Source organism: Streptomyces sp. NPDC052023 (genome assembly GCF_044548465.1).
Taxonomy (GTDB): Bacteria; Actinomycetota; Actinomycetes; order Streptomycetales; family Streptomycetaceae; genus Streptomyces.
Genome location: NZ_JBIUBW010000032.1, coordinates 22,246 through 44,771, shown reverse-complemented (window position 1 = coordinate 44,771; position 22,526 = coordinate 22,246). Strand labels below are relative to the sequence as shown.

Below are 22,526 nucleotides of genomic sequence, written 5' to 3'. Positions count from 1 at the left end.
GTCCTCTCCTTACGCCTTGACCGAGGCCACGAAGACGCTCCACGCGGTCGCGGGGAACGCGAGGACGGGGCCCTCGGTCACCTTGGAGTCCCGGACGGAGATTGCGGACAGGACAGGGGACTTGATCTCGACGCACGCGCCGTTGCCCTGGGAGTAGGAGGACTTGACCCACATGTCCGTCGCACCCTGCTTGATTGCCATTTTCGCTCCGGTAAGCAGTTGCTGAGTTGCTGTGATTGCGCCAACGTTCTTGCTCGATGGCGTGATCGACGCTACTCGCCAACATCGGCGCACGGAGCGACTATTCACTCGACCGGCTGGCATATTCCAGCCGGGTCTTCCGCACAAGCCCAGCGACGGTGTATCTTTCCGCGCCGCGCGGGCCGGGGGCTCAGCGGGCGTAGCTCTTGGCCACGTCCGAGAGGAATTCGCGTGATTGGTCCACATTGAGGGCCTGTGCCCGCAAGTGCTCGTACATCACGCTGTACTTCTGCACGTCCTGCGGCTTCTCCAGGTAGAGGTCGCTCGTGACGCCCTCGATGTAGACCACGCTGGAGTCCGCGGCGTCCGGGAACTCCAGGATCGCGTACTGCCCGCTCACGCCGGGGTGCGCGCCCATCTGGAACGGGATCAACTGCACGGTGACGTGCGGCAGCTGGGACATCTCCAGCAGATGCTCCAGCTGGTCGATCATCACCTGTTTGTTCCCCACCTCGCGGCGTACGGCGGCCTCGTCGAGCACCGCCCACAGCCGCAGCGGGTTCTCCGCGGCGGCAATACGTTCCTGCCGGCGCAGCCGCACCTGCACGCGTTTGTCGATGTCGGTCGGCGTCGCCTCCGGCAGGGCGCCCTGGATCAGCGCCTCGGCGTACTGGCGGGTCTGGAGCAGGCCGGGCACGACCTGGGGGTCGTACACCCGCAGGCTCGCCGCGTCCGTCTCCAGGCCGATGTAGACGCTGTACGGGATGTCGCCGAAGGAGTGCCACCAGCCCTGCTGGCGTGAGTCCTTGGCCATCTGCATCAGCGAGTCGACGATCCGGTGGTCCTCCACCTCGTAGACGCCGCACAGGTCGCGCACGTCGCGCTGGCTGATGCTGCGCCGGCCGTTCTCCAGGCGGCTGATCTTCGACTGGGACACCAGCAGCCGCTCCGCGACCTCCTCCGCCGTCATGCCCTTGAGTTCGCGGAGCCTGCGCAGCTCCTGGCCGAGCCGGCGTCGCCTGACGGTGGGATTGACATTGGACGCCACGGGACGTGCACCTCCGGCTGCGTGCCTCGAAACTTGCAACTATGCGTATCTGCTGCTGAGCAGACTGCCACCAAGGGCCTGCTTACCGCTGGGAAACAGCGGATATGCGGCAGGAACGCGGCAGTGCGCCGGTTCGCACGAGGGGTGGACGAAGTCCGCGGACGCCCGGCCGCGCGGCCTCGCGGACACGCGGGCATGCGGACACCCGGGCACGCGGGCACGCGGGGCGGCCGGGACCGCGCGTCGTCCCTACGACGGCTCCCGTCCACCCCGCGCGTACCGCTGCGGCTCCCGAACCCGGTCCTGGGGACTGGACTGCGGCGCTGACGGTGCGTGGTGATGCTCGGTGGTGCGTGGTGGTGCCTGGTGCGCGCACATGGCGCGTACCGCGTGTGGCGCGTACTGCGCGTGGTGCGTACTGCGCGTGGTGCGTGGTGCCTGGTGGTGCGGCGTGATGGTGCGCTGCCGTGGGACTGCGGCTCAGTGGGCCACGGCGCGTGCCATCGTGCCGCGGTGCGGCTGCGCCGGGACGCCGCCCCGGGCCGGTTCCGCGGGCCTGGCTCCGGGGGCGGCCTGACGGCCTGCCGGGGCCGGGCTGCGGCGGGGCTGTGCCCCCACGCCGTTCTGGACGTCCATCACGGCGTGCGCCACGAGGCCGCCCATCGGGTCGTGCCTGATCAGGTCCCGCAGCCGGGAGCGGGACGAGCGTCCCTCGTTGCCCGGATACAGGTGCTTGCCGAGGCCGACCGCGTGGGCCAGTGCGGCGAGCGCCGCGGTCCGCGGGTCCGGCGGTACGCCGGTGCGGATCGCCGAGTCCAGCCGGGCCCTGATCTCCCGGCTGATGGCGTTGTCCGTCGCCTGGTAGCGAGTCGTCGGCAACACCCCGCACATCTGGCCGGCCACGGCGTGCACCATGCCGCACCGCTCCAGATGCGAAAGGTAGGTCTGGCGGAGCCCCAGTCGCGGCCCGCCGATCCAGTGGACCGCCCGTACGGGGGCGCCGCGTCTGCGCAGCAACTCCAACGCGCAATCCAGTGTCGGATCTCCTGTCGGCCGTGGCACCACCACGGCGATACGATCCCCGTCCGGGGCTATCCGTCCGGCCAGCGCCAGCTCCACTAGCTGTGCTCCGGCCAGACCCAGGTCGAGCGACTGCGGCTGTGCAGTGGTACCCGTGGCCGGGTCCAGTGCCAGCAGCAGAAGCTCCTCCGGAAGTGTTCTGCGGCTCCTGCCCATCCATGCCTCCCCGCGTGGATGAATGACAGGGTGACCCCTCTCACATTGGTCTGTCGAGGGTGCGTGACCTGTTTGTGAGGGAACCAGTAGGTATGTCGTTCTCGTCTTCAGCTTCGGTCAGGTCCGCACACAGGACACTGGTACATGGTTCGGACAGCGCTTCGGGCAGTGCTGTGGGGGCGGTCGTCCGGACAGCGGTTCACGGTTCGGTACGCGCACGGAGGCGTGCGGCGCATGGAGGAGGCATCGGTGGCGGGCGAGTCCCCCGACAGTTCGAAGCAGCGCGAGTCGTCGGCAGAACCGACGTCGGGGAGCGCGAGTCCGGTTCCCGAGGCCCGGAGCGCCGCCTCCGCCCGTGACCCGCGGCTCGCCGTGGCACGGGAGTCCGAGAGCGAGCGCCCGGACACGGCGACGCGGGTGCTTTCGGTCAAGGAGCGGTCCGAGGACGCCGAGGATGCGTCCGGGGAGACGCCGGAGGAGGCTGTCGAGGAGACGGCTTCCGAGGAGCCCGCGCGCCGTGAGGAGCGGGACGGGGCCGAGGACGGCGAAGGGGCCGACGCCACGGGCGACGAGCGGCTGCGGGCTGCCGTCGCGGCCTGGGTGACGTCCGGGCCCGCCCAAGAGGGCTCCCCCGAGGAGGACTCCGCCGAGAAGGGCTCCGCCGAGGAGACCGAGGCCCGGGGCGAGGACGCCGAAGACGCCGACGACGCCGACGCCGACGCGCAGCCGGAGGCATCGCTGGCCGACGCCGACGCGCAGCCGGAGGCATCGCTGGCCGAGGCCGACGCCGAGGACCCGAACGACGGCTCCCAGGACGCCCCGGAGGACGCGGAGCCCGGCGCCCAGGCCGCCCCGGAGGACGCCGAGGACGCCCCCGTCGCCGCCGAGGACACCGCCGCGGAAGACGCCCCCGTCGCCGCCGAGGACACCGCCGAGGACGACTCCCCCGCCGGCACCGAGGCCGAGCCCGAGGCCGCACCCGCGACCGGCGCCGGGCCCGGCACGGAGCCCGGCGCCGAGCAGGAGGACTCGGGCGGCACGCACGACTCCAAGAGCACCTCCGCCGCCCCCGAGGCCGCCGCGCCCCCCGTCGACCAGCCCACGGCCGTCTTCCGGGCCGTGAAGCCCGCGGTCGACCAGCCGACCACGATGCTGAAGCTGGGGGACGCCAGGAAGCCCGCTCCGGCCCCGGAGCCGGATGCCGAGCGCACCAGCAAGTTCGTCGCGCTCAAGCCTCTGGACGACCCGTCGACGCGCAAGCCCCCGCCGGCCGCGGACGCGACGACCGCGCTGCCCAAGGTGCCCTCGGACAAGCCGAAGGCGCCCGCCGACCAGACCGCCGTCGTCCCGCAGGTCGGGCCGGAGCGGACGACGCAGCAGCCGTTGCCGCCGAAGCCGCCGCTGGATCTGCTGGCCGAGCTGACCAACACCCCGCCGCCGCCGGAGACTCCGCTGCGGACGGCGGCGCGGCGGGTGAAGATCTGGACGCCGCTGGTCCTGCTGCTGGTGGTCGTGTTTGCGATCGTGCAGGCGGTACGGCCGCTGCCGACGCCGACGCTGGAGCTCACGGCCAAGGAGTCGTACAGCTTCGAGGGCGACGGCGCCAGCCTGCCGTGGCCCGGTGAGGGCCAGGGCTGGATGGACGTCAACGGCATCGGCACGATGGGGAACTTCGGCGAGCAGAAGCCGGTGGCCATCGGCTCGGTCGCCAAGGCGATGACCGCGTACGTCGTGCTGAAGAAGCACCCGCTGAAGTCCGGCGAGGAGGGCCCGAAGATCCCGGTCGACGCGCTCGCCGAGAAGGAGGGCGGCTACAACCTGGACGGTGAGTCCACGCTCAACACCGTCAAGGAGGGCGACCAGATCACGCTGCGCCAGGCGCTGTCCGCCATCATGATCCCGTCCGCCAACAACATCGCGCGGCTGCTGGCGCGTTGGGACTCCGGCACCGAGGCGGCGTTCATCAAGAAGATGAACGACGCCGCCAAGGAACTCGGGATGAAGAACACCACCTACACCGACGCCTCCGGCCTGAAGGAGAGCACGGTCTCCACCGCCGAGGACCAGGTGAAGCTCGGCAACGAACTGGTGCAGGACCAGGCCCTGATGGAGATCACGGCGATGGGCGAGTGGATCGATCCGTCCGGGCAGAAGTGGTACAACTACAACAAACTGGTCCCGTACGACGGCGGCATCGGCATCAAGACGGGCACCACCAGCGCGGCCGGCGGCAACCTCCTCTTCGCCTCCCGCAAGGAGGCCGGCGGTGAGACGGTGACCGTGGTCGGCGCCATCCTGGGGCAGCACAAGGCGCCCATCATCGAGACCGTCAACGACGTCAGCAAGACCGCGATGCTCGCCGCCCAGGACGCCCTGACCTCGGCGAAGATCCTGAAGAAGGGCGATGTCGTCGGCTACGTCGACGACCGGCTCGGCGGCCGGACGCCGGTCGTCGTCACGCAGGACGTCACGGCGGTCGGCTGGGCCGGTCACGAGGTGGAGCTGTCGTTCACCGCCGGCGAGGTACCGCACACCGCGAAGGCCGGGACCAAGGTCGGCACGCTCACCGTGGGCGACGGCAGCGGCGGCGCCGTCGAGGTGCCGGTGGCGCTCCAGTCGGACCTCACCGAACCGGCCTTCACGGACAAGCTGACCCGCGTCTCCTGACCCGGGCGGCCCTTCACCCTCCCTCGCACCCCGCCGACGGCGCCCTCCCCGGCCCCGTCGGCGGGGTGCGTGCTAGCGTCGCGAAACGGGACAGGTTACCCGCGTGGGGGGACGGGAGCGGGAACGCCTCGTCACGGGGCCGGGAACGGCCGGGAAACGGGGTATGCGGCGGAGAACAGAAGACGGGACACGGGGAGTGCCACGGGTGGCCACTGCGGAGCCGACACGCACCGACGACACCGGTCCGGGGCCGGGGACCGGTCCGCGAATACGCGTGCCCGCCCGGCCGGCGGGTGGATCGCCGCACCAGCCGGGCGGTGTGACCGTACGTGAGCGGCTGAAGCGGTGGGCGCGGCATCCCGCCCTCCTCACCACCGCCGTGGCGGGGGTGCTCCACGTCATCTGGTTCTTCACCTTCGCGAACAGCGGCGGGGACCTCGCGGCGCAGGACGCCTGGGCCGAGTTCGTGGGCCGGCACCCGGACTCGGCGTACAACCTCGCCTGGTACGGCGGGATGCACCCGGTCTCGTACAGCGTGGTGTCGCCGTATCTGATGTCGCTGCTCGGTGTGCGGACGACGATGATGATCGCCGGGACGCTCTCCGCGGGGCTGCTGACGCTGATCCTGATGCGCAGCCGGGTGGTGCGGCAGCCGCTGTGGGCCGGGCTCGCGGGGGTGTTCGGGCTGCTGTGCAACGCGGCGTCGGGGCGGGTGACGTTCGGGCTCGGCACGCTGTTCGCGCTGGGCGCGGTCGCCGTGGTGTTCTGCTGGCCGTACCGCTGGCGTCACAAGCGCTGGGCGAAGGCCCTGTGCGCGGCGCCGCTCGCCGCGCTCGCCACGATGTCCTCGCCGGTCGCCGGGCTGTTCGTGGGTCTGGTCGCGGTCGCGATGTTCCTTCAGAAACGGCGGCCGGGGGCGTGGGCGCTGGGTCTTGCGCCGGCGGCGGTGGTGGCGGTGTCGGCGTGGGCGTTCCCGTTCTCCGGCACCCAGCCGATGTCCTTCGGGTCGGCCCTGCTGCCCGTGGTCTACGCGGTCCTCGTCCTGCTGCTGGTCCCGCGGGACTGGACGACGGTACGCATCACCTCCGCCGTGTACGGCCTGTCGGTGCTGCTGGTGTGGCTGATCAGCTCGCAGATCGGGTCGAACATCACCCGGCTGTCGATGCTGTTCGCGGGCGTGGCACTGCTGGCCGCGCTGCCGTTCGCGGTGCCGCGTTCACGCAAGTGGTACGCGATCGTGGTCGCCTTCGCCGGGTTCGTCGCCTGGATCGGCTACAAGTCGGTGGACGACGTCGTCAACACGACGCCGCGGGCCTCCTGGGCGCGGGAGCTGGCCCCGCTGGTCAACGAGTTGCAGGAGGTGGGCGCCGGGAAGGGCCGCGTCGAGGTGGTCCCGGCCCGCTCCCACCGCGAGGCCTCCGCGCTCGCCCCCTACGTCAACCTCGCCCGGGGCTGGAACCGGCAGGCCGACATGGAGCGCAACCCGCTCTTCTACGACGACACCCTCAACTCGGCCAACTACCACGACTGGCTCAAGCGCTGGGCGGTGCACTACGTCGTGCTGCCCAAGGACGAGCCGGACGGGGACGGCGGAGAGCGGGAGCGGGAACTGGTGCAGCGCGGGCTGCCCTATCTGACGCAGGTGTGGGGGGACGCGAACTGGCAGTTGTTCCAGGTGACCGACCCGGCTCCGCTCGCCGATCCCCCGGCCACCGTCGAGCGCGCCGAGCAGGGGGAGATGACCCTGCGGGTGAAGCAGCCGGGCCGGGTGCTGATCCGGGTGCCGTACTCGCCGTGGCTGAAACTGGTCGACGCCGAGGGGGACGGGGTCGAGGCGCCGCAGGAGACGGAGGCCTCCAAGGACCGGTCCGAGGGCACGCCGAAGACGTACCACAACCTCAACGGCTGCCTGATGGAGACCGAGGAGGACGCCGAGGGCGACAGGTGGACGGTGCTGCTGGCGCCCCGCGCGGGGACGTACCGGCTGGCGTCGCCCTACGAGCTGCCCCGGGGGACGCCGTGTCCGGAGGAGCTCAGGTGATCAGCGGAGCCGGTCGACGTACCGGTCCGTCCCCGGCACGGTGGGGACGAAGGGGGCGACCAGTTCCGTGCGGCCCAGTTCACGGGGTGCTTCGAGGTCCGTGAAGTGCTCCTCCCAGCAGTCCCTCGGGTCCGTCTCCAGGAACCACAGCAGGGTCAGCCGGGTGCCGACGCCCTCGACCTGCTTGACGTACGTCATGCGGTCGCCGGGCAGGGGGACCGGGCGGAAGACGGTGACCAGGGCGGCCGGGGAGCCCTTCAGCCGCTTCGGGAGGTGGCGGGTGCGCAGCCATTCCAGCAGGTCGGCGCGCCGCTGTGGTGACTCGGCGTCGACGACCTGCAGGACGAGGCCCGCATAGGGGTGGTCGAGGGCGTGGAAGTCCCGGGGCCCGGCGGCGCCGTCACGGTAGACGGTCGCCTCGTGGTCCTGGAACGCGGTGAAGACGTGGGTGCGTGCGTGATGGACGCGGGCGTCGCGGTTGAGGCGCTTGTTGATCGCGACGGTCCACTGCATGTGCTCCGCGTGCCGGCCCTCGGTGATCCAGTACGTGGAGAGGTAGCACCCGGCGGTGACCGGCTCGGCGACCGCCGACTTCTGCGGGTAGCGCAGGAGTTGCAGGTCACGGGTGGCGACCCAGCGCCGGCCGGCGTACATCCAGGGCATCGCCATCGCGCCGGCGTAGTAGTGGTCGTCCTCGTACCAGCGGTTGTAGGCGTACTCGTGGCCCGGGTGCGGTTCGACCATGGTGATCAGGGCGTGGCCGGGACGTACGCCGTAGGGGCCGACGGCGGCCAGCCCGGCGTAGAGCTCGCTGTGGGTCTCCTCGGACATGGAACCTTCCCTCCTCTACCGGTCGCCCATACTCTGACGCCTCGTCAGATAATGCGCCAGGCTCAGGGAGGCCGCCATGTCACTGCTCTGCGGGAAGACCGTCGTCGTGTCGGGCGTCGGGGCCGGGCTCGGCCACCAGGTCGCGGCAGCGGTCGTACGGGACGGCGGGAACGCGGTGCTGGGCGCGCGGACGGAGGAGAACCTCGCCAAGAGCGCCGCCGCGATCGATCCGGACGGGGCGCACACGGCGTACCGGGCGACGGACATCACCGACGAGGGGCAGTGCGAGGCGCTGGCCGGGCTGGCGCGGGAGCGGTTCGGGGGCATCGACGCGGTGGTCCATGTCGCCGCGTGGGACAGCCACTTCGGCGGCCTTCAGGACGCCGACTTCGGCACGTGGATGTCGGTGATCGACGTGAACCTGCTGGGCTCGCTGCGGATGACACGGGCGTGCCTGCCGGGCCTCAGGGAGCGCGGCGGCGGGTCGGTGGTGTTCATCGGGACGCAGTCGGCGGTGGCGGCTCCGTCGCAGGTGCGGCAGGCGGCGTACGCGGCGTCCAAGGGGGCGCTGACGAGTGCGATGTACTCGCTGGCCCGGGAGTTGGGCGAGTACCGGATCCGGGTCAACACCGTGCTGCCGGGCTGGATGTGGGGGCCGCCGGTCCAGGCGTACGTGCGGTTCACGGCACACACCGAGGGGGTGCCCGAGGGGGAGGTGCTGGATCGTCTGACCGCCCGGATGGCGCTCCCGGAGCTGGCCACGGACGCGGACGTGGCGGACGCGACGGTGTTTCTGGCCTCGGACCGGGCGCGGGCCATCACGGGGCAGTCGTTGCTGGTCAACGCGGGGGAGTTGATGCGTTGAGCACTTCACGGCTGTTCATGTAGATGAACTCAGGTCATCGTGCAGAACTTTTTTGCCTGCTCTTGACCTTCCACTTGCTTGTCGTGCTCGCGTCGGCGCACCCACGATGAGCGGGCCGTTCACCAGGCGGACCCCGGAAGGTTGACACATGAACAGTCTCGACTGGGCCGTGCTCATCGGCTACTTCGGTGTGATGGTCGCGATCGGCGTGTGGTCGCACAAGCGCGTCGACAACGTCAGCGACTTCTTCACCGCCGGCGGCAAGATGCCGTGGTGGCTGTCCGGCATCTCGCACCACATGTCGGGATACAGCGCGGTGATGTTCACCGGGTACGCGGGGATCGCCTACACCTACGGGGTCACGTCGTTCGTGACCTGGTCCTTCCCCATCGCGCTGGGCATCGCCATCGGCTCGAAGCTGTTCGCCCCCCGGATCAACCGGCTGCGCTCCCGGCTCCATGTGGCCTCCCCCCTGGAGTACCTGAAGAACCGCTACGACCTGAAGACCCAGCAGGCGCTCGCCTGGTCCGGGATGCTGCTGAAGATCGTGGACGTGGGCGCCAAGTGGGCCGCGATCGCGACCCTGTTGTCGGTCTTCACCGGCGTCTCCCTGAACCAGGGCATCCTCATCACCGGTGTCGTCACCGGCATCTACTGCACGATCGGCGGTCTGTGGGCGGACGCGCTGACCGAGCTGGGGCAGTTCGTGATCCAGCTCCTCGCCGGCATCGCGATGTTCGTCGCGGTCGTGGTCGAACTCGGCGACCACGGCGGGTTCTTCGGCGTCTGGGACCGCCCCGAACTGGCCGGTCACGAGAAGCCGCTGGTCGGTCCGTACGGCACGGTGTTCCTGCTGGCGTTCCTGTTCATCAAGCTGTTCGAGTACAACGGCGGCATGCTCAACCAGGCCCAGCGCTACATGGCGACCCCCAACGCCAAGGAGGCCGAGCGGTCGGCGCGGCTGTCGGCGGTCCTGTGGCTGGTCTGGCCGCTGGTGCTGTTCTTCCCCATGTGGATGTCGCCGCTGCTGGTCGACGCGCAGAAGCCGGACGGATCCGACTCGTACGCCCTGATGACCGAACAGCTGCTGCCGCACGGCCTGCTGGGACTGGTGATCGTCGGGTTCTTCTCGCACACCATGGCCATGTGCTCCTCGGACGCGAACGCGATCGCCGCCGTGTTCACCCGGGACGTGGCGCCGGTGCTGTCGGCGAAGGCGCGGTCCTGGTCGGAGCGGTCCGGGCTGATCAGCGCGCGGCTGACGACCGTCGTCTTCCTCGCCCTGTCCATGGCGGTGGCGACGCAGGTGCACTCGCCGACGTTCAAGGACATCATCACCGTGGTCATCAAGTGGGTGGCCGGACTGATGGGGCCGATCGCGATCCCGATGATGCTGGGCCTGCTGCGCCCGTTCCGCCGGTCCGGGCCGACGGCGGCGCTCACCAGCTGGGCGGCGGGACTGCTGGCGTTCTGGCTGGTCAACTACCCGATCAACTGGAACGTCGAGGGCGGTGTGCCGCTCCAGTACCAGGTGTCGATCCCGCTGGCGGTGTCGCTGGTCCTGTACGTCCTCATCGGCTACGTGAAGCCGGAGGACACACCGGAGCGGCTGGCGGTCATCGAGCGGATCAACACCGACGACGACGGGGCGGCGGCGGCCGTACCCGCGCAGGCCGGGGCGGCGGACGGCGTGGTGGGGGCGGCGCCGGGCAAGGAGTAGCGGTCCCGGAACCGATGGGCGGCCGACCACGGGGGGCGGCCGCCCATCGGCCTGAACGAGGCTCGGTGGTCGGGCATGCGACGCGCGCCACCGTCACTCCCACCGTTTACGTGGCCCTGGGTGGGGCTCAGACGCGGGGATAGCGCGCCAGCCATGCCGGGGACGCGGCGGCCGGGGTGTGCAGGGCCGGGCCCTGGGTCATCTCCATGGCGAAGTCGTCGGCCAGTTCGAGGATCGTCGGCCGGCCCTCCAGCTCGGCCAGCCACGCCGGGGGCAGGGCGGTCTCGCCGTGCAGGGCCCCGAGGAGGCCGCCGGTGAGGGCGGCGGTCGCGGCGGAGGGTCCGTCGTGGTTGACGGCGAGACGCAGACCGTGCCGTACGTCCTCGCCGACCAGGGCGCAGTAGACGGCGGCGGCGACGACCCGGTCGGCGGTGCCGTCGCAGGCCAGGTCGGCGACCCGGTCCGGCGTGGGGATGCCCTGCCGTACCGCGCCGAGTGCCTGCTGCAGGGCGTCGGACACCGGCTGGTGGCCGGGCCGGGCGGCCACCAGCGCCAGCGCCCGCTGCACGGCCCCGTCGAGGCTCTCGCCGCGCGCCAGCGTCTGCACGATCACGGCGTACGCTCCCGCCGCGAGGTAGCCGATGGGGTGGCCGTGGGTATGGGCGGCACACTCCACAGCGAGCTGGACGACGAGTTGCGGCTCCCAGCCGACGAGCAGTCCGAAGGGCGCGGAGCGGGCAGCCGCCTCGGGGCCCGCCTCCCCCGGGTTCTTCGGCGCTTCCAGCGTGCCCATGATCTCGTCGCCGAGTCCGAGCAGCAGGGTGCGGGCCGGGTCCCGGCGGGCGTACAGCCACTCCTCGCGGGCCAGCCACCCGTCGTCCTTGCGGCGCTCGTCGGGGCCCCAGTCGCGCTGGGTGGCGGCCCAGCGCAGATACGCCCGGTGCAGGTCGGTCGGCGGGTGCCAGGCTCCGGTGTCGCGGCGGACCTGGGCGCGGATCAGCCCGTCGACGGTGAAGAGGGTGAGCTGGGTGAGGTGGGTGACGGCGCCGCGTCTGCCGTACACCGGGGCGAGGTCCACGACGCCGTCCGGGCCGTGCTCCGCCCGGATGCCGGCCAGGTCCAGCCCGTCGACGGGCGCGCCCAGCGCGTCCCCGACGGCGGCGCCGAGCAGCGTCCCGCGCACCCGGCTGCGGAAGTCCTGCTGCTCTGTGCGGCCCCAGACGGCACCCGCTGTCCCATCCACCAGACCTCCCCACGGCACCGTCCGTACGTACGACAGCTCAGCACTGTATGCGACGGGGAACGATCGATTCAGGGGGCGGATCGGTATGCGGAGTCTGCTGGAAGTGGTCGCGATTGCTCGCTTATGAGCCGTACCGCGTCACATTGCGGCGCGCAGGACGCGCCGGTGCTGAGCTGGGCCGTAGGGCCAGTACAGAAGGAGGGAAGGACGCGTGGAGGACGAGGAGGCCGCGGCCGTTCTCAGGGCGGTCGGCCGGCAGATCAAGGTGTGGCGCGAGGCCGCGGGGATGACGCAGGCGGAGTTCGGGGCCGCCATCGGGTACGGCGAGGAGATGGTGTCCTCCGTGGAGCGGGCACGGAGGATTCCGAAGCCGGACTTCCTGGACGGGGCCGATGAGGTACTGGGGGCGGAGGGCAAGCTCTCCGCGATGAAGGAGGATGTGGAGAAGGCTCGGTATCCGAAGAACGTCCGGGACCTCACGAAGCTGGAGGCGGAGGCCGTCGAACTTGGCGCGTACACGACCCAGCACATCCACGGCCTCCTGCAGACCCCGGAGTACGCACAGGCGGTGTATGAGCTGCGGCGGCCCGCCTACACGGAGGACGAGATCGAGCGTCATCTCGCCGCACGCATGGCACGGAAGGATGTCTTCGAACGAACACCCCGGCCGCTGGTGACCTTTGTCCAGGAAGAGGTGACACTGCGTCGACCGACCGGGGGCACAATGGTGCTGCGCGGCCAGCTCGAACATCTCTTGCACATGGGCAAGTTGCGCCACGTGTCGATCCAGGTGATGCCCACGGCCCTCGAGGAGCACTCGGGCTTGAGCGGGCCGTTCCGGCTGCTGAAACTTCAGGACGGCAAATCCGTAGGGCACTTGGAGGTCCAGTTGCACAGCCGGGTGATCAGTGACCCCCGGGAAGTCCAGGTCCTGGAGATGCGCTATGGCATGATCCGGGCGCAGGCTCTCTCCCCTCGGGAGTCGCTTTCCTTCATCGAAAAAGTGCTGGGAGAACTGACATGACCACCGTCCCGCTGAAGTGGTTCAAGAGCAGCTACAGCAGCGCTGACGGCCCCGACTGCATCGAGGTCGCCATATCCCACCCCGCCATCCACGTCCGCGACAGCAAGGACCTGCACCGCGCGCCCCTCACTTTCGGGCACCGCGCGTGGAGTGACTTCGTCGGGGTCCTTGGTCCCTCCGAGGGCGTGGGCATGCCCCGACGCTGGTAGAGAATAGGCATGTCCACAACCACCTCGAGCACCACCAGACGCACGTTTCCCGTGGCCGCCACGGTCCTCACCGGCATCGTGGCCCTCTACATCACCCTCGTCGCCTTCGGGAACATCACGGACTTCGGTACCAACCAGGACTTCGTCCGGCATGTCCTGGCCATGGACACCACGTTCAAGGACGAGGACCTGATGTGGCGGGCCGTCACGGACACCGCCCTGCAGGACGCGGCGTACGTCGCGATCATCGTGTGGGAGACGGTCGCCGCGCTCGTCCTCATCGCCGGTACGTGGCTCTGGGCGCGCGGCCCCCGGGCGCTGGCCCGGCGGGTGTCGACGTACGGGCTGCTGATGGTGATGCTGCTGTTCGGCGCCGGGTTCCTCGCCATCGGCGGTGAGTGGTTCGCGATGTGGCAGTCGGAGGACTGGAACGGGCTGGACGCGGCGACCCGGATCTTCCTGGTCAGCGGCGTCGTCCTGCTGGTGAACCACCTGCCCACCGGGCAGGCGGAACCGACTACTTGACGACCGTGACCTTCGTCCCCGCCGTCCCGAACGTCCACAGCGCCGAGCTGTCCGCCGACTTCATGCGGATACCGCCGGTCTGCGTGCCGGACGCGGCCGGCGGGGGCGAGGAGCCGTCCACCGCGGCGGAGAAGGCGATGCTGACGCCGGACTTGGCGGCGAAGTAGACGATGTGCTCGATCTCCACGCCGTCCGAGCCGGTGGTGGCGTCGGTGCGGGTCCCCACCGTGTAGGTGCCGGGGTCGGGATCGACCGTGCCGGGCCACACCGTGAAGGTGCGGCGGGGGCTGTCACTGGCGTCGACCAGCCACACCCGCCGGTCCCCCAGCGCGTAGACGATCCGCCGCCCGGTCCCGGAGTCCTCGGGCACGACCGGGGGGGCCGGCTTGCTCGGCTCGGGCTTGGCGCTCACGGACGCCGAGGGGCTGGGCCGACTCGCCGCGGCCGTGGGGCGCGGCCCCTGTCCGGCCTGCACGGCCAGCACGACGACCGCCGCGATCGCCCCCGCGGTCAGGCCGGACACCCAGGCCCAGGAGGGAAGCCGTCGGGCAGGCACGGGCACGCATCTCCTCAGTCTCCGACCCCCGACACACCGAGGGTCGGATCATCGTACTGTGCGTACCTGAACGCCCCTCCCTCAGTCCAGCACCGGCAGCAGCTGGGGAAGGTGGCCGTCGGAAGCCGCCGCCGTCTGCTGCCGTTCCTGGGGGACCTCGCCGTAGAGAGTGGTGCGGGGGCGGGACGGGCGGCCCGCCGCGTCGGCCACCGCCACGAGGTCGCGGACCGACTTGTACGAGCCGTAGGACGAGCCGGCCATGCGGGAGATCGTCTCCTCCATGAGGGTGCCGCCCAGGTCGTTGGCGCCGGAACGGAGCATCTCGGCCGCGCCCTCCGTGCCCAGTTTCACCCAGCTTGTCTGGATGTTCGGGATGTGGGGGTGCAGGAGCAGCCTCGCCATCGCCGTCACCGCGCGGTTGTCCCGCATCGACGGACCGGGGCGGGCGATGCCCGCCAGGTAGACGGGCGCGTTGGTGTGGATGAACGGGAGCGTGACGAACTCGGTGAAACCGCCCGTCCGCTGCTGGATGCCGGCCAGTGTGCGCAGGTGGCCCAGCCAGTGGCGGGGCTGGTCGACATGGCCGTACATCATCGTGGACGAGGAGCGGATGCCCAGTTCGTGCGCCGTCGTGACGACCTCGATCCAGGTCGCCGTGGGCAGCTTGCCCTTGGTGAGGATCCAGCGCACCTCGTCGTCCAGGATCTCCGCCGCCGTGCCGGGAATGGAGTCCAGGCCCGCCTCCTTGGCGGCGCTCAGCCACTCACGGATCGACATGTTCGTGCGGGCCGCGCCGTTGACGACCTCCATCGGCGAGAAGGCGTGCACGTGCATGCCGGGGACGCGTTCCTTGACCGCCCTGGCGATGTCGAAGTACGCGGTGCCGGGCAGGTCGGGGTGGATGCCGCCCTGCATGCAGACCTCGACCGCGCCGACGTCCCAGGCCTGCTGGGCCCGGTCCGCGACCTGGTCCAGGGACAGCGTGTAGGCGTCGGCGTCGGTGCGGCGCTGCGCGAAGGCGCAGAAGCGGCAGCCCGTGTAACAGACGTTGGTGAAGTTGATGTTGCGGGTGACGATGTAGGTGACGTCGTCGCCGACCACCGACTTGCGCAGGTCGTCGGCGACGCGGGTGAGGGCGTCGAGCGCCGCGCCGTCCGCGTGGAGGAGAGCGAGCGCCTCGTCGTCGGTGAGCCGGGTCGGGTCGTCCGCCGCCGTGCTCAGCGCCCCGCGCACATCGGTGTCGATGCGCTCCGGGGCCATGCCGGGGGCGGCTGCCTCGCGCAGGGCGCCCCAGTCGCCGTAGACCTCGTCGAAGTCGTCGCGGCGGTCCGAGGTGCGGCCCTCGGTGTCGATGGTGGCGTGCAGGTCGGTACGGCCGGAGGCCTGGAACACCTCCTCCGGCTCCTGCCAGGGCAGCCCCTCGGGCAGCGCCCCGGACCTCGCGAGGCCCGTCTCCGGGTCGGCGAGGGCCGCCACGTGCGGACGCAGGCGGGGGTCCAGCCAGGGCTCGCCGCGACGCACGAACTCCGGGTAGACGCAGAGGCGTTCGCGCAGTTCGAAACCGGCCGCGGCCGACTTCTCCGCCAGCTCCTCGATCTGCGGCCAGGGGCGTTCGGGGTTGACGTGATCGATGGTGAGCGGGGAGACGCCGCCCCAGTCGTCGATGCCGGCGCCGATCAGCCGCTCGTACTCGGAGTCGACCAGGTTGGGCGGGGCCTGGAGGCAGGCCGACGGGCCCATGATGTGCCGGGCGACGGCCACCGTCGCGACCAGTTCGTCCAGTTCGGCGTCCGGCATGCCGCGCATCGCGGTGTCCGGCTTGGCGCGGAAGTTCTGGATGATCAGTTCCTGGATGCCGTGGTACGCCCGGGAGACGCGGCGCAGCGCGAAGAGGGACTCGGCGCGCTCCTCGTAGGTCTCGCCGATGCCGATGAGGACGCCGGAGGTGAAGGGGACCGAGGACCTGCCCGCGTCCTGAAGCACCCGCAGCCGGACGGCCGGTTCCTTGTCCGGGGAGCCGTGGTGCGGGCCGCCGGGCTCCGACCACAGGCGCTCGGCCGTCGTCTCCAGCATCATGCCCATGCTCGGCGCGACGGGCTTCAGGCGCTGGAAGTCCGTCCAGGTCATGACGCCCGGGTTGAGGTGGGGCAGCAGGCCCGTCTCCTCCAGGATGCGGATGGAGATGGCGCGGACGTAGGCGATGGTGTCGTCGTAGCCGTGCGCGTCGAGCCATTCGCGGGCCTCGGGCCAGCGGTCCTCGGGCTTGTCGCCGAGGGTGATGAGGGCTTCCTTGCAGCCGAGGGCGGCGCCCTTGCGGGCGATGTCGAGGACCTCGTCGGGCGACATGAACATCCCGTGCCCGGCGCGGCGCAGCTTGCCCGGCACGGTGACGAACGTGCAGTAGTGGCACTTGTCCCGGCACAGCCGGGTGAGGGGGATGAAGACGCTCTTCGAGTACGTGATGACGCCGGGCCGGCCGGCCGCCTCCAGTCCCGCGTCGCGCACCCGGGCGGCGGACGCGGCGAGGTCCTGGAGGGCCTCACCGCGGGCCTGGAGCAGTACGGCCGCCTCACCGGCGTCGAGAGCGACGCCGTCACGGGCGCGTTTGAGGGCGCGACGCAGGGAGTTCTCGGTGGGGCCGGTGCCGCGGGGGCGGTCGGTGGAGCCGGTTCCGGAGGTCGCGGAAGTCGTCATCCTTCGAGCATACGGTCGGGCTCCGCGGGTTCAGGGGCGCCGGGGTCGGACGTGGGGAGCATGGTGCGTTGCCGGGTGCGGGTGCGTCCGGGCTGGTCGCGCAGTTCCTCGCGCCCCTGAGCCGGCTGGTCGCCCGGCCCGCTACACGTACTCGCCATACGCGTCCAGCACCCGCAGAACCTCCGCCTCCCCCGCCGGGGGCAGTTGGACGACGGTCTCCTCGATGCCGAGGTCCGCGTAGTGGGCGAGCTTGCCCGGGGTGGGTGCGACGGCGTACGGGACGACCTGGAGGGCGGAGGGGTCGCGGCCGGCGTCGGACCAGGCGTCCCGCAGCCGGGGCAGCGACTCGGACAGGCCGCGCCCGCCGATCGGCAGCCAGCCATCGGCGTACTCGCTGATGTGCGAGAACAGCTTCGGGCCCGCGGCGCCGCCGACGAGCGTGCGGGGGCCCACGACCGGGCCGCGCGGCTTCTGCACCGGCTTGGGGTGGGCATGGCTGGCGCGCACGCTGCCGAACTCGCCTTCGTAGGCGGCCGGTTCCTGCGACCACAGGGCGCGCATCAACGCCATCCGGTCCCGCACCAGTTCGCGCCGGGTTCGCCACTCCACTCCGTGGTCGGCGGCCTCCTCGACGTTCCAGCCGTAGCCGAGGCCCAGGGTGAAGCGGCCGCCGGAGAGGTGGTCGAGGGTCGCGATCTGCTTGGCCAGGTCGATCGGGTCGTGCTGGGCGACCAGCGTGATACCCGTGCCGAGACCGAGGCGCTCGGTGACGGCGGCGGCCTGGCCGAGGGCGACGAAGGGGTCGAGGGTGCGGCAGTACTCCGGGGGCAGGTCGCCGCCCGCCGGGTAGGGGGTGGTCCGCTCGACGGGGATGTGGGTGTGCTCGGGCAGGTACAGCCCGGCGAAGCCCCGCTGCTCCAGCTCCCGGGCGAGCCGGGTCGGGGTGATGGTCTCGTCCGTGAGGAAGATGGTGACGGCGATGCGCATGTCCCATCTCTACCCGGGGAACGTCCATCTGTCCATACCGACCAGTCGGGATCGACTCCGTCCAAGGTGTCTCCTCCAGGTGTTCCGGAGTTCACGCCGCCCACCCATGCTGGTCGGCATGTGTGACGACGACGCAGGGATCGGACGACGCACGCTGTTCGTGACGGGTACCGCAGCCGCGCTTACGCTCTCGGGTGTGAGCTTCGCGTCGGGCGCCGGCCGGCAGCAGACGAAGACCGTGCGGGGAACGCTCCCGCCCGGTTCACCCGACTTCGTGTACGTGCCGGTGGACATCCCCTCCGGAGTACGGGAACTCAAGGTCTCCTACACCTACGACCGCCCCTCCGTACCCCCCGGCACGGCGGGCAACGCCCTCGACATCGGCATCTTCGACGAGCGCGGCACCGAGCTGGGCGGCCGGGGTTTTCGGGGCTGGTCGGGCGGGGCGCGCACGGAGTTCTTCATCCGGGCCGACGAGGCGACCCCCGGCTACCTCCCCGGCCCGGTCCGGCGCGGCACCTGGCACATCGCGCTGGGCCCGTACACGGTGGCACCGCAGGGGCTGACGTACGAGCTCACGATCACGCTGACGTACGGCGAGCCGGGCGAGACGCCGAAGGTGGTGTACCCGCCGGAGCGGGCCAAGGGGCGGGGCAGGGACTGGTACCGGGGCGACTGCCACCTGCACTCCTGGTACTCCGACGGCCGCCGCACCCCCGCCGAGATCGGGGCGCTGGCGCGGGCGGCCGGGCTGGACTTCATCAACAGCTCGGAGCACAACACCCACTCCGCGCACGCCCACTGGGCGGACGTGGCGGGCGACGACCTGCTGGTGATGCTGGGCGAGGAGGTCACCACCCGCAACGGCCACGTGGTCGCCCTCGGCACCGACCCCGGCACGTTCGTCGACTGGCGCTACCGGGCCCGCGACAACCGCTACGGCCGGTTCGCCCGCCGGGTCCGCGAGGCCGGCGGCCTGGTCGTCCCGGCCCACCCGCACTCCAACTGCATCGGCTGCAACTGGAAGTTCGGCTTCGGCGAGGCCGACGCCATCGAGGTGTGGAACGGCCCCTGGACGCCGGACGACGAGATGGCGCTGGCCGACTGGGACAGCATGCTGGTCGCCTCCGCGCGCGGTGACAGGCCGGACTGGATCCCGGCGATGGGCAGCAGCGACGCCCACCGGGACCCGGACGTCGTCGGCCACCCGCAGACCGTCGTCCACGCCGACGACCTCACCCGCGAGGCGATCCAGGAGGGCATCCGCGCGGGCCGCTGCTACGTCGCGGAGTCCCGGCGTGTGTCCCTGTCCTTCACGGCGTCCGGCGGCCGGGGCGAACACGCCGGTATCGGCGAGCGGTTGAAGGCCGGCCGGGAGACGCCGGTGACGGTACGGCTGGAGGTGGGCGGGGCCCCCCGGTGCGTGGTCCGCTTCGTCACCGACCAGGGCGCGCTGCACACCAGCGCCCCGCTTCCGGTGAGCGGTGCGGGCGTCGTGGAGTGGCGCACCACGCCCTCGTACGCGGCCTACGTCCGCGCCGAGGTGCGCCACGAGACGTCTCTCGGTCCCCTGCCGGGCGCCATGGCGGCGTTCACCAACCCGATCTTCCTGGGGCGGGGATGAGTGGTGCCGGGCGAGGACGAGTGACGCCGGGAACGGCCGGCTCGTCCTCGGGCCGGCGCGTCGCGGGACTCACCCGACCGTGACCCGGTGGACAACCCGCTCCGGCTCGGTCGGCGTCGTGCCGTCGGCCGGGGCCGGAGCGGGGCTGCCGTCACCCGTGTCGCAGGTGCTGGTGGACGTGCAGTGCGTCAGCACGATCTCGGTGAGGGTGAAGCGTTTCACCGACGGCCGCCTCGATGCCGGTGTCCCGCCCGTGCCGCCATGACCGTCCCCTCTCTACAACGCCAGGTCCGCGACCACCGCCAGGTGGTCGGAGGGCCAGACGCCGGCCACCGGGCCGTCGCCCGCCCGCCGGACCGACCGGACATGGCCGAGGCCGTCCGGGCCGGGTGGTCCGACGTGAATGTAGTCGACGCGGGCGGCGGGCAGCCGGCCGGTGGCGACGTACGGGTTCGCCGGGTCCCAGGTGTGGCAGGGCGCGGCGGGGTCGGCGTACTCCCAGGCGTCGAGCAGGACCTGGCGGGGGACGGCCGGAGCCGTGCGGTAGCCGCCGAAGAGACGGATCTCGTCCGAGTCGGGCCAGGCGTTGAAGTCGCCGGTGACGACCGGCGGGAACGGGGTGCCGCCCCGGTGCTCGGCGACGAACTCGGCGAGCGCGGTGACCTGACGGCAGCGGGTGGCCGACGCGTGCAGCTGCGAGGTGAGGTGGGTGGTGAAGAAGGGCACGGTGTACGAAGGTGTGGCCAGGCGGGCGTAGAGGGCCAGGCGGCCGTCGTCGACGTCCGCGGGCGCCGGGAGAGGGAGGACAGCCTGTTCGGTGACCGGCCAGCGACTGAGGACGGCGTTGCCGATGCCCACGGTGGGGTCGCCTATGCGGCGCTGCCAGCGCTCCGGGGCGTGCGAGGGTGCCCATGCCCAGTGCAGGCCCAGTTCGTCCGCCAGCCATGCGGCGAGGTTCTCGCCGCCGGCCTGCCAGACCTCCTGAAGGCCCACCACGTCGGGGCGCAGCTCGCGCAGTGTGCCGAGGATGGCCTTCTGCCGCTCCGCCCAGGGCCCGAACCGCCACCACAGGTTCCAGGTCACGACCCGCATGCCCACCGTCCTCGCCGCACCACGTACATAAGCCGTCGAGGCAACAACTACCCCGTCACGACACAGGAGACGACACCCCGATGAGCCGCATCGACGACCTCAGATTCCGCGTGGCCACGACCTTCCAGCGCCACGTCCTCAACCCCGTCCTGCGCCGGGTCCCGCTCCAGACCCTGCTGGAGACCACCGGCCGTGTCTCCGGCCTGCCGCGCCGCACGCCGGTCGGCGGCCGTCGCGTCGGCGACTCCTTCTGGCTGGTCTCGGAATTCGGCGACCGCTCCCAGTACGTCCGCAACATCCGCGTCGACCCGAAGGTGCGGGTGCGGCTCGGGGGACGGTGGTACGAGGGGACCGCCCACCTCGTGCCGGACGACGACCCGCAGGCCCGGCTGCGCGCACTGCCGCGGATGAACAGCTCGGCGGTGCGGGCGATCGGCACGAACCTGCTGACGGTGCGGGTGGACCTGGAGCAGGGTGAGGGCCGCGCCTGACGGCCGTTCGGGGGAGGGCGGCGCGTGGCGGGCGGAGGCCCGGTCGTCGAAGTCGTATTTTCACGTCGTATGAAGGATGTTTCCGGAGACCGCGCGTACCCGCCCACCCGTCGCACCGCACTCGCCGGGCTGGTCGGCGGGGCCGGGGCCGTACTGGCCGCCGGGTGCACCCCGACGGGCGCGACCCCCGGGGCCCGCGCCACGGCGACCACCTCCCCCGCGGGGGGCGGCCCCACCCCCGGCGTGATGACACTGTTCGACGACCCCGGATTCAACTTCAACGGGCTGATGGCGCTCGGCGGTTCCGGCCAGCGGGCGGGCGAGGCGGGTGAAGTGCTCACCGCCGTCAACACCATCAACAAGGCGGGGCTGTCCTCGCAGACCTACGTCCAGACCTTCAAGAAGCTCGGCGACCAGCTCATGGGGGCGCCCCAGGGCAGCAGACCCGACGACCGGACCACCCGGTGGCGGGCGCTGCGGGCCGCGCAGTACTACGGCCAGGCGCTGTTCTTCGTCCTCGGCTCCGACACCCCGGGCGACGAGGAGCAGCTGTACAAGGCCGGACGCGGGGCCTGGGACAAGTTCTGCGGCCTGTGCGACCCGGCGCCGGTGACCGCGAACGTCCCGTACGGCAGCACTCCACTGCCGGTGTGGCTCTTCCGGCCCGACACGGCTGCGCGGCGCCGCCCCACCGTCATCCTCACCAACGGCAGCGACGGGCAGAACGTCGACATGTGGACGTACGGCGTCCAGGCCGCGCTGGACCGTGGCTGGAACGCCCTCGTCTACGACGGGCCCGGCCAGGGACAGCTGCTCTTCGTGAACCAGGTGATCTTCACACCCACCTGGGAGAAGGTCGTCGGCCCGCTCGTCGACTGGCTGACCGCCCGGTCGGACGTCGACCCGGACGCGATCGCCCTGACCGGGCTGAGCATGGCGGGCGACCTGGCACCCCGGGCAGCGGCCTTCGAGAGCCGGCTCGCCGCCGTGGTGGCCATGCCCGGCTGCCTGACGCCGTGGCTGGGCTTTCCCCCGGAGGTCCGGGAGATCCTCCAGCCCAGCAAGGAGGAGACCAACAACATCTGGAACAAGGAGGTCGTCCCCGAGCTGCCCGCCGCCGACGCAGCGACGCTGAAGAAGCGCATGGAGCCGTTCTCCGTGCCGGCGATGCTCGACGCCCGGCAGGGCAAGATGTTCACCGACTTCTACACGCCGGCCAAGCGCATCGAGGCCCTGGACATCACGAACGTCGTGGGCCGCATCAAGATGCCCACGCTGGTCCTGGACTACCAGGACGAGCAGTTCTACCCCGGCCAGGCCCGCCAGATGTTCGACAAGCTCACCGCGCCCAAGGACTACGTCAAGCTCACCGCCGCCACCGGCGCGCAGCTGCACTGTTCCCCGATGGCCCCGCAGCAGCACTGCGAGGTCGTCTTCGACTGGCTGAACGAGACGCTGCCGGGCACCTGACC

Annotated in this window: 20 protein-coding genes; 10 read left to right on the top strand and 10 right to left on the bottom strand. The window is 71.3% G+C overall.

Annotated features, from left to right (window positions below):
* Positions 1 to 9 precede the first annotated feature (9 nt).
* The 3 genes from ACIHCM_RS35735 to ACIHCM_RS35725 all read right to left on the bottom strand — a co-directional run bounded on the left by ACIHCM_RS35735 (position 10) and on the right by ACIHCM_RS35725 (position 2,485).
* Positions 10 to 201: a DUF397 domain-containing protein gene (locus ACIHCM_RS35735; protein ID WP_399905653.1), complete on the bottom strand. Its 192-nt coding sequence runs from the start codon at positions 199 to 201 to the stop codon at positions 10 to 12.
* Between the two features lie 190 nt (positions 202 to 391).
* Complete coding sequence (locus tag ACIHCM_RS35730) at positions 392 to 1,249, bottom strand: helix-turn-helix domain-containing protein (RefSeq protein WP_393108849.1); 858 nt, start codon at positions 1,247 to 1,249, stop codon at positions 392 to 394.
* Positions 1,250 to 1,729: 480 nt separating this feature from the next.
* Positions 1,730 to 2,485 carry a GPP34 family phosphoprotein gene (locus ACIHCM_RS35725; RefSeq protein WP_393108847.1) on the bottom strand — a complete coding sequence of 252 codons (756 nt, stop codon included), beginning with the start codon at positions 2,483 to 2,485 and terminating at the stop codon, positions 1,730 to 1,732.
* Between the two features lie 234 nt (positions 2,486 to 2,719).
* Between ACIHCM_RS35725 and ACIHCM_RS35720 the strand changes: the two genes are divergently transcribed.
* Together ACIHCM_RS35720 and ACIHCM_RS35715 are read left to right on the top strand one after the other, a co-directional pair.
* Positions 2,720 to 5,152: a D-alanyl-D-alanine carboxypeptidase gene (locus ACIHCM_RS35720; protein WP_399905648.1), complete on the top strand. Its 2,433-nt coding sequence runs from the start codon at positions 2,720 to 2,722 to the stop codon at positions 5,150 to 5,152.
* Positions 5,153 to 5,357: 205 nt separating this feature from the next.
* A complete protein-coding gene (locus ACIHCM_RS35715) occupies positions 5,358 to 7,193 on the top strand; it encodes an MFS transporter (protein ID WP_399905645.1) in 1,836 nt (611 codons plus the stop codon).
* On the opposite strand, the gene ACIHCM_RS35710 is transcribed toward ACIHCM_RS35715, so the two are convergent.
* On the bottom strand, positions 7,194 to 8,024 hold the full coding sequence (locus ACIHCM_RS35710; RefSeq protein ID WP_399905642.1) for a hypothetical protein: 831 nt from the start codon (positions 8,022 to 8,024) through the stop codon (positions 7,194 to 7,196).
* A gap of 76 nt (positions 8,025 to 8,100) precedes the next feature.
* On the opposite strand from ACIHCM_RS35710, the gene ACIHCM_RS35705 reads away from it, so the two are divergent.
* Together ACIHCM_RS35705 and ACIHCM_RS35700 are read left to right on the top strand one after the other, a co-directional pair.
* Positions 8,101 to 8,889: an SDR family oxidoreductase gene (locus tag ACIHCM_RS35705; RefSeq protein ID WP_399905640.1), complete on the top strand. Its 789-nt coding sequence runs from the start codon at positions 8,101 to 8,103 to the stop codon at positions 8,887 to 8,889.
* Positions 8,890 to 9,037: 148 nt separating this feature from the next.
* A complete protein-coding gene (locus tag ACIHCM_RS35700; protein ID WP_399905637.1) occupies positions 9,038 to 10,609 on the top strand; it encodes a sodium:solute symporter family protein in 1,572 nt (523 codons plus the stop codon).
* Positions 10,610 to 10,736: 127 nt separating this feature from the next.
* Here ACIHCM_RS35700 and ACIHCM_RS35695 read toward each other — a convergent pair whose 3' ends face one another.
* Positions 10,737 to 11,852, bottom strand: coding sequence for an ADP-ribosylglycohydrolase family protein (locus tag ACIHCM_RS35695; RefSeq protein WP_399905634.1), 1,116 nt, complete (start codon positions 11,850 to 11,852; stop codon positions 10,737 to 10,739).
* Between the two features lie 211 nt (positions 11,853 to 12,063).
* Between ACIHCM_RS35695 and ACIHCM_RS35690 the strand changes: the two genes are divergently transcribed.
* The 3 genes from ACIHCM_RS35690 to ACIHCM_RS35680 are packed head-to-tail and all read left to right on the top strand — an operon-like array spanning position 12,064 to position 13,610.
* Positions 12,064 to 12,876, top strand: a complete 813-nt coding sequence (locus ACIHCM_RS35690; RefSeq protein ID WP_399905631.1) for a helix-turn-helix transcriptional regulator — start codon at positions 12,064 to 12,066, stop codon at positions 12,874 to 12,876.
* Positions 12,873 to 13,085, top strand: coding sequence for a DUF397 domain-containing protein (locus ACIHCM_RS35685; protein WP_399905628.1), 213 nt, complete (start codon positions 12,873 to 12,875; stop codon positions 13,083 to 13,085). The genes ACIHCM_RS35690 and ACIHCM_RS35685 overlap by 4 nt, the downstream gene beginning before the upstream one ends.
* Before the next feature lie 9 nt (positions 13,086 to 13,094).
* Positions 13,095 to 13,610: a DUF2165 domain-containing protein gene (locus tag ACIHCM_RS35680; protein ID WP_399905625.1), complete on the top strand. Its 516-nt coding sequence runs from the start codon at positions 13,095 to 13,097 to the stop codon at positions 13,608 to 13,610.
* Here the strand turns inward: ACIHCM_RS35680 and ACIHCM_RS35675 are convergent.
* The 3 genes from ACIHCM_RS35675 to ACIHCM_RS35665 all read right to left on the bottom strand — a co-directional run bounded on the left by ACIHCM_RS35675 (position 13,603) and on the right by ACIHCM_RS35665 (position 17,847).
* Positions 13,603 to 14,172, bottom strand: a complete 570-nt coding sequence (locus tag ACIHCM_RS35675; protein ID WP_399905622.1) for a hypothetical protein — start codon at positions 14,170 to 14,172, stop codon at positions 13,603 to 13,605. The two genes, ACIHCM_RS35680 and ACIHCM_RS35675, sit on opposite strands and share 8 nt — an antisense overlap.
* Before the next feature lie 75 nt (positions 14,173 to 14,247).
* Complete coding sequence (locus tag ACIHCM_RS35670) at positions 14,248 to 16,860, bottom strand: bifunctional FO biosynthesis protein CofGH (RefSeq protein ID WP_399905619.1); 2,613 nt, start codon at positions 16,858 to 16,860, stop codon at positions 14,248 to 14,250.
* Positions 16,861 to 17,001: 141 nt separating this feature from the next.
* Positions 17,002 to 17,847, bottom strand: coding sequence for an LLM class F420-dependent oxidoreductase (locus ACIHCM_RS35665; protein WP_399905616.1), 846 nt, complete (start codon positions 17,845 to 17,847; stop codon positions 17,002 to 17,004).
* A 118-nt stretch (positions 17,848 to 17,965) separates the two neighbouring features.
* Here ACIHCM_RS35665 and ACIHCM_RS35660 point away from each other — a divergent pair, with 118 nt between their 5' ends.
* Complete coding sequence (locus tag ACIHCM_RS35660; protein ID WP_399905613.1) at positions 17,966 to 19,471, top strand: CehA/McbA family metallohydrolase; 1,506 nt, start codon at positions 17,966 to 17,968, stop codon at positions 19,469 to 19,471.
* Between the two features lie 69 nt (positions 19,472 to 19,540).
* On the opposite strand, the gene ACIHCM_RS35655 is transcribed toward ACIHCM_RS35660, so the two are convergent.
* The gene (locus tag ACIHCM_RS35655; RefSeq protein ID WP_399905610.1) at positions 19,541 to 19,693 is read right to left on the bottom strand and encodes a hypothetical protein; all 153 of its coding nucleotides are present in this window, start codon (positions 19,691 to 19,693) and stop codon (positions 19,541 to 19,543) included.
* 54 nt (positions 19,694 to 19,747) lie between these two features.
* Positions 19,748 to 20,563 (bottom strand): endonuclease/exonuclease/phosphatase family protein, encoded by an 816-nt coding sequence (locus ACIHCM_RS35650; protein WP_399905607.1) that lies wholly within the window; start codon positions 20,561 to 20,563, stop codon positions 19,748 to 19,750.
* Between the two features lie 80 nt (positions 20,564 to 20,643).
* On the opposite strand from ACIHCM_RS35650, the gene ACIHCM_RS35645 reads away from it, so the two are divergent.
* The gene (locus ACIHCM_RS35645) at positions 20,644 to 21,054 is read left to right on the top strand and encodes a nitroreductase/quinone reductase family protein (protein WP_399905604.1); all 411 of its coding nucleotides are present in this window, start codon (positions 20,644 to 20,646) and stop codon (positions 21,052 to 21,054) included.
* A gap of 69 nt (positions 21,055 to 21,123) precedes the next feature.
* Positions 21,124 to 22,524: an alpha/beta hydrolase family protein gene (locus tag ACIHCM_RS35640; RefSeq protein ID WP_399905601.1), complete on the top strand. Its 1,401-nt coding sequence runs from the start codon at positions 21,124 to 21,126 to the stop codon at positions 22,522 to 22,524.
* The last annotated feature ends 2 nt before the right edge of the window (positions 22,525 to 22,526 follow it).

Bases quoted from the DNA above. Each gene is read 5' to 3' on its own strand.
- ACIHCM_RS35670 (WP_399905619.1), bottom strand. From the start codon at position 16,860: ATGACGACTTCCGCGACCTCCGGAACCGGCTCCACCGACCGCCCCCGC.
- ACIHCM_RS35720 (WP_399905648.1), top strand. From the start codon at position 2,720: ATGGAGGAGGCATCGGTGGCGGGCGAGTCCCCCGACAGTTCGAAGCAG.
- ACIHCM_RS35640 (WP_399905601.1), top strand. From the start codon at position 21,124: ATGAAGGATGTTTCCGGAGACCGCGCGTACCCGCCCACCCGTCGCACC.
- ACIHCM_RS35735 (WP_399905653.1), bottom strand. From the start codon at position 201: ATGGCAATCAAGCAGGGTGCGACGGACATGTGGGTCAAGTCCTCCTAC.
- ACIHCM_RS35645 (WP_399905604.1), top strand. From the start codon at position 20,644: ATGAGCCGCATCGACGACCTCAGATTCCGCGTGGCCACGACCTTCCAG.
- ACIHCM_RS35705 (WP_399905640.1), top strand. From the start codon at position 8,101: ATGTCACTGCTCTGCGGGAAGACCGTCGTCGTGTCGGGCGTCGGGGCC.
- ACIHCM_RS35700 (WP_399905637.1), top strand. From the start codon at position 9,038: ATGAACAGTCTCGACTGGGCCGTGCTCATCGGCTACTTCGGTGTGATG.
- ACIHCM_RS35685 (WP_399905628.1), top strand. From the start codon at position 12,873: ATGACCACCGTCCCGCTGAAGTGGTTCAAGAGCAGCTACAGCAGCGCT.
- ACIHCM_RS35650 (WP_399905607.1), bottom strand. From the start codon at position 20,563: ATGCGGGTCGTGACCTGGAACCTGTGGTGGCGGTTCGGGCCCTGGGCG.
- ACIHCM_RS35710 (WP_399905642.1), bottom strand. From the start codon at position 8,024: ATGTCCGAGGAGACCCACAGCGAGCTCTACGCCGGGCTGGCCGCCGTC.
- ACIHCM_RS35665 (WP_399905616.1), bottom strand. From the start codon at position 17,847: ATGCGCATCGCCGTCACCATCTTCCTCACGGACGAGACCATCACCCCG.
- ACIHCM_RS35680 (WP_399905625.1), top strand. From the start codon at position 13,095: ATGTCCACAACCACCTCGAGCACCACCAGACGCACGTTTCCCGTGGCC.
- ACIHCM_RS35725 (WP_393108847.1), bottom strand. From the start codon at position 2,485: ATGGGCAGGAGCCGCAGAACACTTCCGGAGGAGCTTCTGCTGCTGGCA.
- ACIHCM_RS35660 (WP_399905613.1), top strand. From the start codon at position 17,966: ATGTGTGACGACGACGCAGGGATCGGACGACGCACGCTGTTCGTGACG.